The organism is Sphingomonas sp., assembly GCF_041661825.1.
In the GTDB taxonomy this organism is placed as follows: Bacteria; Pseudomonadota; Alphaproteobacteria; order Sphingomonadales; family Sphingomonadaceae; genus Sphingomonas.
This window is the reverse complement of sequence record NZ_JBAZTU010000002.1, coordinates 967,316-981,348: the sequence shown is the minus strand read 5'-3', so window position 1 is coordinate 981,348 and position 14,033 is coordinate 967,316. Positions and strand designations below refer to the sequence as shown.

14 protein-coding genes are annotated in these 14,033 nt (G+C 66.3%); 6 read left to right on the top strand and 8 right to left on the bottom strand.

The features are described 5' to 3' along the window. Complete coding sequence (locus WC729_RS11865) at positions 1-792, bottom strand: SDR family oxidoreductase (protein ID WP_372852873.1); 792 nt, start codon at positions 790-792, stop codon at positions 1-3. A gap of 10 nt (positions 793-802) precedes the next feature. Beyond that, complete coding sequence (locus WC729_RS11860) at positions 803-1,735, bottom strand: SDR family NAD(P)-dependent oxidoreductase (protein ID WP_372852871.1); 933 nt, start codon at positions 1,733-1,735, stop codon at positions 803-805. A 67-nt stretch (positions 1,736-1,802) separates the two neighbouring features. On the opposite strand from WC729_RS11860, the gene WC729_RS11855 reads away from it, so the two are divergent. After that, on the top strand, positions 1,803-2,279 hold the full coding sequence (locus WC729_RS11855; protein ID WP_372852869.1) for an SRPBCC family protein: 477 nt from the start codon (positions 1,803-1,805) through the stop codon (positions 2,277-2,279). Between the two features lie 102 nt (positions 2,280-2,381). Here the strand turns inward: WC729_RS11855 and WC729_RS11850 are convergent, their stop codons facing one another. Both WC729_RS11850 and WC729_RS11845 read right to left on the bottom strand, forming a co-directional pair. Next, complete coding sequence (locus WC729_RS11850) at positions 2,382-3,140, bottom strand: SDR family NAD(P)-dependent oxidoreductase (protein ID WP_372852866.1); 759 nt, start codon at positions 3,138-3,140, stop codon at positions 2,382-2,384. 4 nt (positions 3,141-3,144) lie between these two features. Further along, entirely contained in the window at positions 3,145-4,392 is a 1,248-nt protein-coding gene (locus WC729_RS11845; RefSeq protein ID WP_372852864.1) for a cytochrome P450, read from the bottom strand. 219 nt (positions 4,393-4,611) lie between these two features. Here WC729_RS11845 and WC729_RS11840 point away from each other — a divergent pair, with 219 nt between their 5' ends. Beyond that, a complete protein-coding gene (locus WC729_RS11840; protein WP_372852861.1) occupies positions 4,612-5,214 on the top strand; it encodes a carboxymuconolactone decarboxylase family protein in 603 nt (200 codons plus the stop codon). A gap of 33 nt (positions 5,215-5,247) precedes the next feature. Here the strand turns inward: WC729_RS11840 and WC729_RS11835 are convergent, their stop codons facing one another. Beyond that, positions 5,248-5,787, bottom strand: coding sequence for a nuclear transport factor 2 family protein (locus tag WC729_RS11835; RefSeq protein WP_372852859.1), 540 nt, complete (start codon positions 5,785-5,787; stop codon positions 5,248-5,250). A gap of 106 nt (positions 5,788-5,893) precedes the next feature. Here WC729_RS11835 and WC729_RS11830 point away from each other — a divergent pair, with 106 nt between their 5' ends. The 4 genes from WC729_RS11830 to WC729_RS11815 all read left to right on the top strand — a co-directional run bounded on the left by WC729_RS11830 (position 5,894) and on the right by WC729_RS11815 (position 11,333). Next, the gene (locus WC729_RS11830; protein ID WP_372852857.1) at positions 5,894-6,253 is read left to right on the top strand and encodes a limonene-1,2-epoxide hydrolase family protein; all 360 of its coding nucleotides are present in this window, start codon (positions 5,894-5,896) and stop codon (positions 6,251-6,253) included. Between the two features lie 2 nt (positions 6,254-6,255). Further along, positions 6,256-7,596 (top strand): MFS transporter, encoded by a 1,341-nt coding sequence (locus tag WC729_RS11825; RefSeq protein WP_372852855.1) that lies wholly within the window; start codon positions 6,256-6,258, stop codon positions 7,594-7,596. Between the two features lie 237 nt (positions 7,597-7,833). Then, on the top strand, positions 7,834-10,038 hold the full coding sequence (locus tag WC729_RS11820; RefSeq protein WP_372852853.1) for a TonB-dependent receptor: 2,205 nt from the start codon (positions 7,834-7,836) through the stop codon (positions 10,036-10,038). Positions 10,039-10,052: 14 nt separating this feature from the next. Further along, positions 10,053-11,333, top strand: a complete 1,281-nt coding sequence (locus WC729_RS11815) for a cytochrome P450 (RefSeq protein ID WP_372852851.1) — start codon at positions 10,053-10,055, stop codon at positions 11,331-11,333. 5 nt (positions 11,334-11,338) lie between these two features. Here the strand turns inward: WC729_RS11815 and WC729_RS11810 are convergent, their stop codons facing one another. The 3 genes from WC729_RS11810 to leuC are packed head-to-tail and all read right to left on the bottom strand — an operon-like array spanning position 11,339 to position 14,033. Next, on the bottom strand, positions 11,339-11,986 hold the full coding sequence (locus WC729_RS11810) for an EthD domain-containing protein (RefSeq protein WP_372852849.1): 648 nt from the start codon (positions 11,984-11,986) through the stop codon (positions 11,339-11,341). Further along, complete coding sequence (gene leuD, locus WC729_RS11805; RefSeq protein ID WP_372852847.1) at positions 11,983-12,612, bottom strand: 3-isopropylmalate dehydratase small subunit; 630 nt, start codon at positions 12,610-12,612, stop codon at positions 11,983-11,985. The genes WC729_RS11810 and leuD overlap by 4 nt, the downstream gene beginning before the upstream one ends. Continuing rightward, positions 12,612-14,033, bottom strand: coding sequence for a 3-isopropylmalate dehydratase large subunit (gene leuC, locus WC729_RS11800; protein ID WP_372852845.1), 1,422 nt, complete (start codon positions 14,031-14,033; stop codon positions 12,612-12,614). The genes leuD and leuC overlap by 1 nt, the downstream gene beginning before the upstream one ends.

Below are 14,033 nucleotides of genomic sequence, written 5' to 3'. Positions count from 1 at the left end.
TCACCCCTTGGCGGGCTGGAGCCCGCGTCCGAGCGAGGAGCCGCCGTCGCAATCGAGGATCGCGCCGGTGATATATTTGGCGGAATCGCTGCACAAATAGATGGCGAGATCGGCGATGTCCTGCTTGGTGCCGTAATCGCGTAGCGGGATCACCGCCTTAAGCGCAGCCTCGGCTTCGGGCGTCGGTGTCAGCCGCGCCATGCCTTCGGTATCGGCGATCGGCCCCGGCGCGATCGCATTGACCCGCACGCCCGCAGGCCCCCATTCCATCGCCAGCACCTTGGTGAGCATGTTGATCCCCGCCTTGGCGGCGCAGACATGACTCTGGAACAAGGTCGCGTTGACCGCCTGGCCAGCGGTGATCGAGATCACCGAGGCGCCGGGCTTGCGCAGGAATTCGTAACTGGCGCGCAGCACGTTGAAGGTGCCGAGCAGGTCGATATCGATCACTGTCTTGAAGGCATTGGCCGACATGCCGATCGCCGGCGCGAGGAAATTGCCCGCTGCGCCCGAGATGACCCCGTCGATCTCGCCCCAGGCGGCATGGGTGGCGCGCAGCGTTTCCTCGACCGCGGCATAGTCTCTGACATCGGCGGCGGCGCCCATCGCCTCGGCGCCGGCGGCCTTGAGTTCGGCGACGGCGGCCTCGACCTTGTCGATCTTGCGGCTGATGATCGAGATACGGGCGCCGGCCTCCGCCAGGCCGTGGGCGATGCCGAGATTGATGCCGCTCGAGCCGCCGGCGATGAAGACGGTCTTGCCCTTGAGCAGGCCGGGTGTGAAGGTTTGCATGGTCTCTCTCCTAGCAGCGGGGACGCCGGGTTTCGGCCCGGGCGATGATGGCGGCGGCGTGCGACGCGGTGTCGGCGGCGCCGGTGATGGGGCCGTTGGCGGGCAAGGTTGCGAGGCCGGCTGCGACGGAATCGATGCTCGGCGCGAAATCCCAGAAGCCGTCGAGATCGCCGATCCTGGCATAGCTGATCCACCCGGCGAAGGCCTGGACGATCGCGCCATTGTCGGCGCAGTCGGGATGGCAGAGCCACGCCGCGACCGGCGCCACCAGATCGGGCGAGAGATTGCGTCGGAGCGCTTCGGTATAGTCGGGCGGACGTTCGGTTGCGTCGACCATGCGAGTGAAGGCGCCGGGGCTGAGGCAATTGGCGGCGATGCCGGTGCCGCGCACGGCGGCGGCGATCGACAGGGTCAGCCCCTGTACCGCGGCCTTGGCCGAGGCATAGGCTGCGCTTGGCGCGGCGCCGTACAGCCCCTGAGTCGAGCAGGTATTGACGATTCGCCCGGCATCCGCGGCCTGCATATGCGGCAGTACGGCGCGGCAGAGATTGTAGGTGCCGCCGCAATGGCTGCGCCAGACGCGCTCGAACTCGGCGAGCGTCGTCTCGGTGAAGGGCTTGGGCGGCAGGAAATTACCCGCATTGTTGATCAGCGCGTCGATCCGGCCATGCTCGGCGATCAGGCGTGTGATTAGAGCGGCGCTTTCCTCGGGCGAGGTCACATCGGAGGCGTCCGCGCTCGCGCTGCCGCCGGCAGCGACGATCTCCGCCACCGCTTCCTCCGCCGGGATTGGCGAACGGCCGGTGCCGTCCATCGCCACGCCGAGATCGTTGACGACGACGTGCGCGCCGAGCCCGGCGATGTAACGGGCATAGCTGCGGCCAAGGCCGCCACCCGCGCCGGTGATCAGGACGATCCTGCCATCGAGCCGTCTTGCCCCCATATCCGCTCCCGGTTGACGCCATTAACAAAGCGTTGTTAGGTTTACCTTGTCGCAGGAGTCGAGACGCATGACAAGTTCATCCATCACCTATGCGCGCGTGACGGCCGAATTCGATCGCCCGATCGAGACGGTCTGGGCACGGATCGCCTGCTTCGGCGGGCTGGAAGACTGGGCGGATGGTGTCAGCGCCTGTTCGGTGGAGGGGAAAGGTGTGGGCGCGATCCGCACCGTCGTGCGCAACGGCAACAGCGTGCGCGAGCGGCTCGAGACGATCGACCCGGTGAAGCATGTGCTGCGCTACCAGATATTGCCGCCGCATTCGCTGCCGGCACAGGCAGTGCACGGCAATGTGATCCTGCGGTCGCTCGGGGCAGGGCGGACCGAGATACTGTGGCGATCGGACGCGACGGATTTTACGGTGCCGCCTGAGGTGATCGGGGCGCGGATCGAGGCTTTTTATGCGGCGTCGATCGAAGGGTTGCGGCGGGTGTTGGAGAGTAATTTTCCCTCTCCCTTTGGGAGAGGGAGGGGGCCCATCGCGTAAGCGATGGGAAGGGTGAGGGTGACCGGCCTGAGCGTCTCGCACTCAACCTCACCCCGCGCTGCTGCGCAGCTTGCCCCTCTCCTGAAAGGAGAGGGGAGGGGGTCACCGATCCCTTATCCGGAATCCTCCATCCACATTCAGGATTGCCCCCGTCACGAAACTCGCTTCATCCGAGGCCAGGAATACTGCCGCATCGGCAACCTCGCGCGGTTGGCCCAGCCGCCCCGTCGCCTGCATCATCGCCATTGCCTCCAGCAGCGCGTGATTACCCGATTTCGCGACATGCGCACGCATCAGCGGCGTGTCGACCACGCCGGGGCAGATCGCGTTGCAGCGGATCGGCAGGCGGTTCTCGCCGCAATGGAGCGCGGTGCTTTCGGTCAGGTTGAGCACGGCCGCCTTGGAGGCCGAATAGGCCGCCTGAGTCGATCCGGGCCGCTGGCCCCGCGCGGAAGCGATGTTGACGATCGCGCCGCCCTGCTCGTCCATCAGCCGCACCGCGTGGTGGCAGCCGAGAAAGACGCTGAGCGCATTGGTGTCCATCACGAACCGCCAGTCGGCTTCGGTCGCGTCGGCGATCGAGCCGGTGCGGCTGGTGCCGGCATTGTTGACCAGGATCGCGAGCTTGCCGAAGCGAGCCTCGGTTGCCGCGAGCGCGGCAACCCAGTCGTCGTCGCGAGTCACGTCGAGCCGGTGGTAGAGCGCGCGTTCGCCATGGCGCGCCGTCAGGTCACCACCCTCGTCGTCGAGATCGGCGACCAATACGCGCGCGCCCTCCTCGACGAACCGGTCGACGATCGCGCGGCCGATGCCGCGCAGGCCGCCGGTCACCAGCGCGACCTTGCCATCCAGCCGTCCCATGCGGTCAGCGCGGCGTGAAGCGGACGCGCAGGCTCTTGTACCCGTAAAAGATATAGCTCGGCACCATCTCGAAATCGTCCTGCAGGATCTCGACGTCGAAGCGCGCAAAGGCGCGGGTGAAGAACGCCACCAGTTCGGTGCGCGCGAGCATATGGCCGACGCAGAAATGCAGGCCCGGCCCGAACGACATGAAATCGCGCTGGTTGGGCCGGTCGATATCGGTGACGAAGGGATCGTCGAACATGCGCGCATCGATGTTCGCGCCCGCGTGCATGATCCACATCAGGTCGCCCTTGGCGATGGTCTGGCCGCGCATCTCGATATCCTCGGCGGCGTAACGCGTCATGCATTTCACCGTGCCGGGATAGCGCAGCAGCTCGGTAACCATGTTGAACGCGCAGGACGGGTCGTCACGTAGCCGCTGGAGCAGGGCCGGGTTGTCGACGATCCGGACGAGCTGGGTGGCCAGGGTATGGGCGGTGGTCTCTGCGCCGGCCACGACCATGCCATGAAGCTGGGCGAGCATTTCGTCATTGGTCAGCTTGTTGAGGCCATCGCGGGCATGGACCATGCCGGAGATGAGATCGTCGCCGGGGTTCTTCTCGCGCTCCGGGATGAAGGTGTTGAAGACCTCGTTCATCGTCCGGATCGACTGGTCGAGCTGGAGCAGCAATTCGGGGGTCACGGTCGCGGCGGCGCTCGCGGCGGTGAAATCCGAGGCGAGCTTGAACAGCAGCGGCTGATATTCCTCCGGAAGATCGAACAGCCGGCGCATCACGCGGGTGGGCAGCACGGCGCCGACCACGGACGAGAAATCGAACTCGCCGAGCCTTTCGCATTCATCGAGGATCTCGTCGACCACCTCGTTGATGAAGCCCTCGACCTTGGCGATCGCGCCGCGGTCGAAGGCCTTCAGCATCAGCACGCGGACGCGGGTCAGGTCGCGGCCGTCGAGGCGATTGACGAGCAGGCTGGTGTAGAGCCGTACTGCCTTGAGCTGCTCCTGCAGTTCGGGCGGCATGCCGCGGAACAACTGCTCGACACGCGAGGCGGACAGCCGACGATCAGCAAAGGCCGCGCGGACATCGTCATAGCGCGAGATGATCCAGCCGCCCTGGTTCTTGCTGTAGAAGATCGGGGCTTCTTCCTGAAGGCGGATCAACGGCGTCCAGGGATCGGCGAGGAAAGCGGGGTCGGCGAAACTGACATCCTCGACCTCGTCCAACTTCTGGGTTGCGCTCCGACCGCTCATGACCTCTCCCCGCGGATTTTCCCGCTGCTGCGCACCGCCTGGGGCTTCCAGACTTACGGCGATAGATAACCCCGGTCGCGCCTTATTGGCAATCGTTCATTTGTGCACCAGTGCTGAAACTTCCAGAAGAGTGTGAGTCGTGCTGCGTATAATCATACATCGCTTGAATGACTCGCAAGGCCGGCATAGCCTAGTGCGAACGATATGGGAGGATGCCCGATGCCGAACAGCCTGCTGAGCCGCATACCTGTCGATCAACTGCCGGAGGATCTGCGGCGCCTGCACGAATCGAGCATCGCGGTGGCCGGGGACGGCGATCGGCTCGAGATCTTCGGCAACCACCCGGCGCTTTATCGCTGGTATCAGGGCAATTTCTACGGCTCGATCTTCCAGAACGGTCAGGGCGACATGGTCGTCGAGACGAAGTGGAAGGAATTGATCCGGCTGAAGCTGTCGCTGACCAATGGCTGCTTCGTCTGCAATGCGCACAACGTCCCGGCGGCGCTCGCGGCAGGCTACAGCCAGGCGCAGATCGATGCGATGGGTGATGCGGAAAGCCCGCTCTTCTCGGCCCAGGAGCAGGCGGTGCTCGCGCTGGGTGAGGTTTTCGCGATCACGAACGGTGACGGTGCGCTGACGCCGGAGCTATATGCACGGCTGTCCGCGTTCTTCTCGGACGCGCAAATCCTGGAGCTTGGCTTCGTCGCGACGATCCTGAGCGGGTGGACCAAACTGATCTTCGCTTATGACATGGTCACCCGGGAATGCCCGATCAACAGCCCTGAGCGGGCGCTGGCACCGAGCGAAGTGCATGTGCGGTAGCTCCCCTCTCCCGCAAGGGGAGAGGGGAAGGATTTAGAGTGCCAGCCCCTTGGGATGCAGGCGGTAGAACGGGTCCCGGGGCTTCGGTCCTCCGCGATTCTCCAGCCCCGCATAGCGTCCGCTGTCCCACACCGAATTGCCCGGCCGTTCATTGTACCAGTCGATCGCCAGCGTCCGCGCGATGATGCGCCATTCGCCGGCACGCCGCTCATGCCGGTCGAGATAGCGGCCGCCGACCACACGCTCGAGGCGCCCGCCGCCATCGGCGGGGAAATCGTGGAAGCCCTGGAAATAGCATTCGGAAAAGGCGCTGTCGGGCCCGGTGATGTCGACCCAGATATTGGTGATGCTGTGCGCCGACATCACGCCTTCCATGAAGGGGAAGCTATAGGCGATGAACGCCTCGACATCGCCCTTGAACACGGCGTGGTCGTCGATCGCGTCCGGCCAATAGACCCGGCGCATCAGGTCTGCGTCGCGGCGGTCGATCGCGCGGCAATAGCCGAGCAGGACCTCGGTGATGGCCTGTTTGTCGAGCAATTCCTGAAGGGCCTCGGCCGATGGTGGCGCCAAAATGCTCTCCTGTTTTCCGTCGGCGCTTGACCGCGCGTTTTTCGGGTCTAGTTATACCAATCGCTGTTAGGAAAACAAGCGCGGCAGCGCCGATTGGGAGAGCGGGATGGGTGCCGAGGAAACCGTGCTGGCCTTTGTCGCGGCGTGGAACGCGCTCGATCAGGAGCGCATCCACGCGCTGATGGCGGACGACATCTTCTATCACAACATGCCGCTGAAGCCGGTGCATGGACGCGAGGCGGTCAAGGCGCATCTCGACGGCTGGCCGGTCGATGCCTGCGAATGGGCGGTCATCAACATTGCGACAAAGGGCAATGTCGTGCTGACTGAGCGGGTCGACCGCTTCGTGCGTGGGGAGGACCGGATCACCGTCCCGGTGATGGGCGCGTTCGAGGTGGCGGACGGGCGCATCGTTCAGTGGCGCGACTATTTCGACATGGGCGCGCTCAAGCCCGAGCTACGCTGACCATGACCGCGAGCATCGTGCCGGATGCCGAGCTGCGCACTGTCGCCGACCATGAGACGGGCGGGTACAAATGGTATGTGGCGGTGGTCCTGTGCTTCGCCCACACCGTCGCGATCATCGACCGGTTCGTGATGGTTCTGGTCGCCGAGCCGCTCCGCGCGACCATGCATCTGAGCGATCTGCAACTCGGCTTGCTCCAGGGCACGGGTTTCGCCCTGCTCTATTGCGGCTTCGCGGTGCCGCTCGGCGCGGTTGCCGATGCGACCAACCGGCGGAACCTGATCATGGTCGGGATCAGCCTGTGGAGCCTGGCGACGATCGCCGCAGCCTTCGCTACGTCGTTCGAGACGCTGTTCGCGACGCGTTTCCTGGTCGGCATGGGCGAGGCGTGCCTGGTGCCGGCGGGCATGTCGCTGCTCGCCGCCTATTTCGCGCCAGCCAATCTGGCGCGCGGCACCGCGATCTTCGGCATGGGCGCCAATTTCGGGCTCGGCTTCGCCTTTCTCGGTGGCGGTGCGCTGCTCTCGGCGCTGGTCGCGCGCGGTGGCCTGACCTTCCCCGGCGGCGCACATTTCGAGCCCTGGGAGGGGATTTTCATCGCGGCCGGCCTCGCCGCCGTGCCGGTGCTGATTCTGCTGCTCTGGTTGCGCGAGCCGCCGCGGACGCAGCCCGCGAGCGCGCGCATGGCGGCGCTGCGCGAGGGCTTCGCTTTCATCCTGGCCAATCTGCGCGGCTATCTGCCCTTCCTGGTCGTCGGCGCGATGACGGCGGTGACCGGCTATTCGGTGACGAGCTTCTCCTCGAGCCTGTTCGTCCGCATGCACGGGTTGAGCCCGGCGGAGGCGGGCAAGCTGATCGGACTGGTCGGGCTCCTTGCCGGGCCGCTCGGCACCTTCAGCGGCGGGTATGCGCTCGACCGCCTCCGCGCCCGCGGCGTCGACGGGGCGCCGCTGGTGGTGATGGGGGTGGGATCGGTTTTCGCGGTGATCCTCGCCACCGGCACTTCCTTCGCGTCGAGCCTGCCGGTCGCGACTGGATTCTTCTGCCTGTTCGTCTTCGAATCCACCTTCGTGCTGCCCGCGCTCTATGTCGGGATGCAGTTGCTCACGCCCGATCGCTTCCGCGGTATCGCAGCTTCGTTCAACATGATGGTTTATACGCTCGCCGGCCTTGGTCTCGGTCCGCCGGTGGTCGGCGCGATCAGCGATCGACTGAATCTCGGCGACCGCTCGCTCGGCTTCGGTATCGTCATCGTCGAACTGGCGATGGTGTTGATCATCCTGCCCGTCGCGCTTGTCTCACGACGCGGCTTCCAGGCGAAGATGCGGGCCGTGACGCGCTGAGGCGGTCGATTCCTCCGATTCGAACCTAACGCGCACTCCTGCCCCGCGACGAGCGCCGCGAACCCTATGCCAGACGGTGACATAGGTCAGATTCCTGAGGGAGATAGGTCTATTTTCCGATCTTTCTTGACAGAAAACAAATCACCATTAGATTTAATGGCAAGGTGCCCGATTGAGGCGCCAGCACGGCGCAGGCACCCGATGCGGGGGCCCGCCGACAGGACGGGAGGGCCTGATATGAGGATGAATCCGTTTTCGACGACCAGTGCGGCTTGGGTGCTCGCCGCCGCCATGGTCGCGGCATCGCCGGCCGCAGCGCAGGATGCCGGCACTCAGGCTGGCGCGACCACGCCCGCCAGGGCGACCGCCCAGGCCGAGGCTGCGCCCGCCGAGGGCGATCAGACGGGGAACGACATCATCGTCACCGCCCAGCGCCGCGCGCAGCGGCTGCAGGACGTGCCGATCTCGATCACCGCGCTGACGTCCAATGAACTCAGCAGCCAGGGCATCACCTCGACTCACGACATCGCCCAGTCGGTCACCGGCCTGACCATCACCGAGAGCGGCGGCTATGTGCAGCCCTTCATCCGCGGTGTCGGCTCGACCGTCACCAATCTCGGCGAGCCGGGCTCGGCCGCGACCTATATCGACGGCGTCTATATGCCGACGGTCAATGGCCAGCTTTATGAACTCGCCAATCTCGATTCGATCCAGGTGCTGAAGGGGCCGCAGGGCACGCTGTTCGGCCGCAATGCCAACACCGGCGCGATCATCATCACCACGCGCCAGCCATCCTATGAGCCGGCCGGTACCTTCACGGCGAGCTACGGCAATTTCAACGCGCTGAAGTTCAACGGCTTCGCGACCACCGGGCTGACCAGCAACATCGCGGTCTCGCTGGCCGGCAATTACGACAGCCATGACGGCTGGTTCCACAACCTCAATCCGGCCAATGGTTTCGGCGCGCGCGTCGGCGATGCCGAGCGCTGGACGCTGCGCGGCACGATCCTGATCGAGCCGACCTCCAACCTCAAGATCACGCTCAGCGGCGATGGCATGCATGGCGACGACGCCAGCCCGATCCTGATCCAGCCGATCAACGGCTATCAGGGCTACCTCCCGGGTGGGCTGAAGATCAACGGCCCTTATGACTTTATCGGCAACGAGCACGTCGGCTATCTGACCGGCCAATATGGCGGATCGGGTCGGGTCAACTGGGATGCCGGCAGCGGAATCGCCGTGACCTCGACAACGGCCTGGCGGCATTATCTGTCGCGCTCGGTGGCCTATGATTCCGATACGACGCCGACGCGCTTCGTTGCCATCTCCAACCGCGACGTTGGCAGCAACTTCACGCAGGAAGTGCTGGTGAACTCGACCGGCAAGGGCGCCTTTACCTGGGTCGTCGGCGGCTTCTACCTCCGGCAGGACGGTAAGCTCGATCCGCTCAGGACCTTTACGCCGGGCATGTCGGACCTGACTGTTCAGCAGGTGACCGAGGCCTTTGCCGGTTTCGCGGACGCGACGCTCAGGTTCGGCGCGCTCGAGGTCACCGGCGGCCTGCGTTACAGCACCGAGACCAAGACGATCTCGGGCCAGCGCAACGGCGCCGTCATCGTCACCGGGGCCAAGCACACCTGGAATGCGGCGACGCCGCGTGTCGTGCTCGCCTATCATCCCAGCTCCGACGCGATGATCTATGCGAGCTTCTCGCAGGGCTTCAAGAGCGGCGCCTACAACGCCAACGCGCTGTCGGCGACGCCTGTGCCGATCAATCCGGAAAAGGTGGACGCGTATGAGGCGGGCCTGAAATTCTCGCCGATGCCCGGCGTGACGATCAACGGTTCGGTGTTCCATTACATCACCAGCGATCTGCAGGTGCAGGCGCTGAACCCGAGCACCAACCTGATCGAACTGCGCAACGCGGCGAAGGTGCGCTCCAATGGTGGCGATCTCGACATCACTTACCGCCCGGTGCGCGACCTGAGCCTGAAGCTGGGCGTGTCCTATCTCAATGCCGTGTTCACCAGCTTCCCCGCTGCGCAGGTCTATCTGCCGGTGGCGGGCAGCGATGGCCGCAACGCCTCGACGATCCTCAACGTCACGGGCAAACGAAATGTCCGCTCGCCGGACTGGACGGTGAATTTCGCGGCGGACTACAAGATCCATGTCGGCGAAGGCTCGGTCGTCCCGTCGTTCAACGCCTATTATTCGTCGAAATTCTACTGGACGGTCGACAATCGCATCGTCGAGCCGGCGCATTTCGTCGCCAATGCCAGCATCACCTGGAACCTTCCGGGCGATCGTTTCTCGGTGGCGATCTGGGGCCGCAACATCACGGACGAAGTGCGCTTCCGCAACGTCTCGGCTTCCGGCCAGGCGGACCGGCGCGCGGCCGACGAACCGGCGCTCTACGGCGTCCGGCTCGGCTATAAATTCTGATGGGGGAGGGGCGGATGCCCACGGGTTCCGCCCCGATTCCGACCGACCCGGATGGGAATATCGATCACCACAGTGCAGATTTCGCGCGCGACCATGCGGCGCTGTATCGTCACGCCCGAGCCGAATGCCCGGTGCTCCGCTCCGACGCTTATGGCGGCTTCTCGATCCTGACCCGTTATGCCGACAACCGCGCCGCGTTGCGCGATGCCGAGCATTTCGCTTCGGGGCGGTTCCCACTCGATGACGGCCGGCTCGGCGGCGGCGTCGCCATTCCGCCGAACGGCATGCGGATCGGCATGATCGAAATGGATGGCGCCCAGGCGACCGCGCTGCGCGCGCTGCTCAAGCCCTGGTTCGAGATTCCCGCGGTCGAGGCGGCAAGCGCGCGGATCGTCCAGATTTCGCACTGGCTGATCGACACGCTGATCGCTCGCGGCGAATGCGACGTGGTCGAGGATCTCGCCCGGCCGATGCCGACCCTGTTGATCCTCGATATCCTCGGCCTGAAATTCGAGCATTGGCGCGATTACGGCAGGGTGCTGCATGAGGCGGTGGCCAAGGCGAGCGGCTCGATCGACGGCCTGCGCTGGCTGGCGGGCGATCTGCGGCGCAGTGTCGAGGAACGCGATTACGACCCCGACGGCCTGCTCGCGGCGCTGGTTGCGGCCGAGATCGACGGCGCGCCGCTCGGCCCCGGGCTGGTGTGCGAGCTGGCGATGATGCTGCTGTTCGGCGGCACCGACACCACCATCGCCGCGATCGGCCACGCGCTGCGCCATTTGACCGAGCACCCCGAGGATCGCGCCCGCCTGATCGCCGAACCGCGGCTGATGGCGGCAGCGGTCGAAGAGGTCATCCGCCTCTATTCGCCGAGCACCGGCGTCGCGCGCACCGTGACGGCGCCGGCCGAGATCGGGGGCGCTCAATTCGAGGCGGGCGACCGGGTGCTGTGCGCGATCAACTCGGCCAATCGCGACGAGACGGTGTTCGTCGATGCCGAGACCTTCGACCCCGAGCGGCCGAAACGTCCGCATCTCGGCTTCGGCTGGGGCGCACATGCCTGTATCGGCCAGAATCTCGCCCGCGCCGACCTGCGGATATTCCTGACCGAGATCCTCGAACGCATGCCCGACTTCGACGTCGATCTGGCACGAACCGGGCGGTACGACAGCATACCGTTGGTCAATGGCCATGCCCGTATGCCGATGCGGTTCACGCCCGGCCGGCCGAGCGGGCCCGTCGGTGCCTGGCCGGTGCTGACCGCGCCGCGCCTCAGGCCGATCCTCCGGGGATAAGGTTTTTAGGAAAGGTCGAACATCGCCAGCATCGATCCGGCGTGGTCGATGAAGCGCATCTCGTCCCGGGTCGCGTCCTGCGCGACTTCGGGGGCGGCACGGGCGCTCGCCATCTGATCGGGATCACTGAAGAAGATCATGCCGGCGCCGTCGAAACGGTCGGCGGGCGGGAGGCCCGGACACGTCGCGCTGTCGGCATGAAGCTGGCGGTAACCGGTGGCATCAACGCGCTGGCCGAAGGACGCATGCTCGTTCAGCCAGCGGGCGCGATAGGCAGCCGGGGTGAAGTCGGCGCGGCGTCGGGTGAGCATCGTCACGAGGATCGCACCGTCGCCTGGTGTGACGATATGCTGGATGCCGATCAGCAATACCGAGCCGGCGAGATCGATCGCACCAGCCGCGCGATTCAGAGTGGTGCGAAGTGCGGGGATTCTGGCCGATGCTGGTCCCGGTGCGAGGAGGATCGCGGCGAACGGGCAGGGCAGCAAGGGGAGCGGTGCGCCGGTGTCGGGATCGCGCTTGGGCAGGTCGGCACCGATGCGTTTGCCGACACGGACGCCGGGCATCGCTAGCGCGGCAGCGATCTCCGCGCCGGAGCGGCCCGGCGCGGCGGCGGCGAACAGGGCCAACGCCGGGCCAGCGGGATAGCTCATCCGGTCCGCTCGAGATGGGCGTCGGCCAGCCAGGGCGAGTCGCCACGCGTCCGTGCTTCCTGCGCGGCGATGGCGCTCTCGAAGGTCAGTGCGAGGGCTATATCGTCGATGCCGCCGAGCAGGCGCTCGCGGCGCTGCGCGTCGAGCGTGAAGTCGAGCACGCCGGCTGCATGGGCGATGGTGCCGGCTGCCAGGTCGATGGTCATGGTCGCCGTCGCGGGATCGGCGGCCTCGGCCATCAGCAGGTCGATCGTCGCGCGGGGCAGGGCGATCGGCAGGATGCCGTTCTTGAAGCAATTGCCGTAGAAGATGTCGGCGAAGCTCGGCGCGATGATGCAGCGGATGCCGAAATCGAGCAGCGCCCAGGGGGCATGCTCGCGGCTCGAGCCGCACCCGAAATTGTCGAGCGCGATGAGGGTGCGCGCCTGCCGCCATGGTTCGCGGTTGAGGATGAAATCGGGCCGCTCCCCGCCCTCGGCATCGGTACGGAGCGCGTGGAGCAGGCCCTTGCCGAGGCCGGCACGCGACACCGTCTTCAGGAACTTCGCCGATAACAGCATGTCGGTGTCGACATTGGCGATCGGCAGTGGCGCGGCCACGCCAGTGAGCGTGCGGAACGGTTCCATCAGGCCAGCGCCCGTACGTCGACGAGTGCACCGGCGATCGCTGCCGCCGCGGCCATGGCCGGCGAGACGAGATGGGTGCGCCCGCCTGGACCCTGCCGCCCTTCGAAATTGCGGTTGGAGGTGGAGGCGCAACGTTCGCCCGGCGCGAGCCGGTCGGGGTTGAGACCCAGGCACATCGAGCAGCCGGCATCGCGCCAGTCGAAGCCGGCCGCGCGGAAGATCGTATCGAGTCCCTCGTCCTCGGCCTGCCGCTTCACCGCGGCCGAGCCCGGCACGACCAACGCGCGGACGCCGGCGGCGACATGGCGGCCGCGGGCGATCTCGGCGGCGGCGCGCAGGTCCTCGATCCGGCTGTTGGTGCAGCTGCCTATAAAGGCGGCCTGGATCGGCAGGCCGGCGAGCGTCTGGCCTGGCGCGAGGCCCATATAGTCGAGCATCCGCTGGAGTTGCGCGCGGCGGGCGGGGTCGGCCTCCGCTGCCGGATCGGGCACCGTGCCGGCGATGGTGGTGACGGCTTCGGGGCTCGTGCCCCAGGTGACCATCGGCGCGATATCCGCCGCGTCGATCGCGATCTCGGTGTCATAGGTCGCGCCGGGGTCGCTGCGCAGCGACCGCCACGCCGCGCGGGCGCGCTCGAAGTCCGCACCTTGCGGCGCACAGGGCCGTCCTTCGAGCCAGGCGAACGCCGTGTCGTCGGGCGCCATCATGCCGGCGCGGGCGCCGGCCTCGATCGTCATGTTGCAGATCGTCATTCGTCCGGCCATGTCCATCGCGTCGATCGCGGTGCCGGCATATTCGATGACATGGCCGGTCGCGCCCGCCGTGCCGATTCGGCCGATGATCGCGAGGATCACGTCCTTCGGCGTCACGCCGGGGCCGAGCCGTCCGTCGATCCGCACCAGCATCGACCTGGAAAGCTTCTGGACCAGGGTCTGGGTCGCCAGCACATGCTCGGCCTCCGACGTGCCGATCCCGAAAGCCAGTGCGCCGAACGCGCCGTGGGTCGAGGTGTGGCTGTCGCCACAGACGATCGTCGCGCCGGGTAGGGTGAGGCCCAGCTCGGGGCCGACGACATGGACGATGCCGTGGCGCGGCCCGTCCAGCTCGGCATAGGGCAGGCCGAAGTCGCGCGTGTTGCGCTCAAGCGTCGCGACCTGGAGGTGGCTTTCGGGATCGCGGATCGCGGCCAGCCCGCCAGCGCGATTCTCGGTCGGCACATTATGGTCGGCGACCGCGAAGGTCAGGTCGGGGCGGCGGACCTTGCGGCCGGCGGCGCGCAGGCCGTCGAACGCCTGGGGGCTGGTCACCTCGTACAGCAGGTGGCGATCGATATAGAGCAGCCATTCGTCGCCGCCGAGCGGGGCGACGGCATGGGCATCCCAGACCTTGCGGTAGAGCGTGCGCGGAACAGCTTTGGCCAT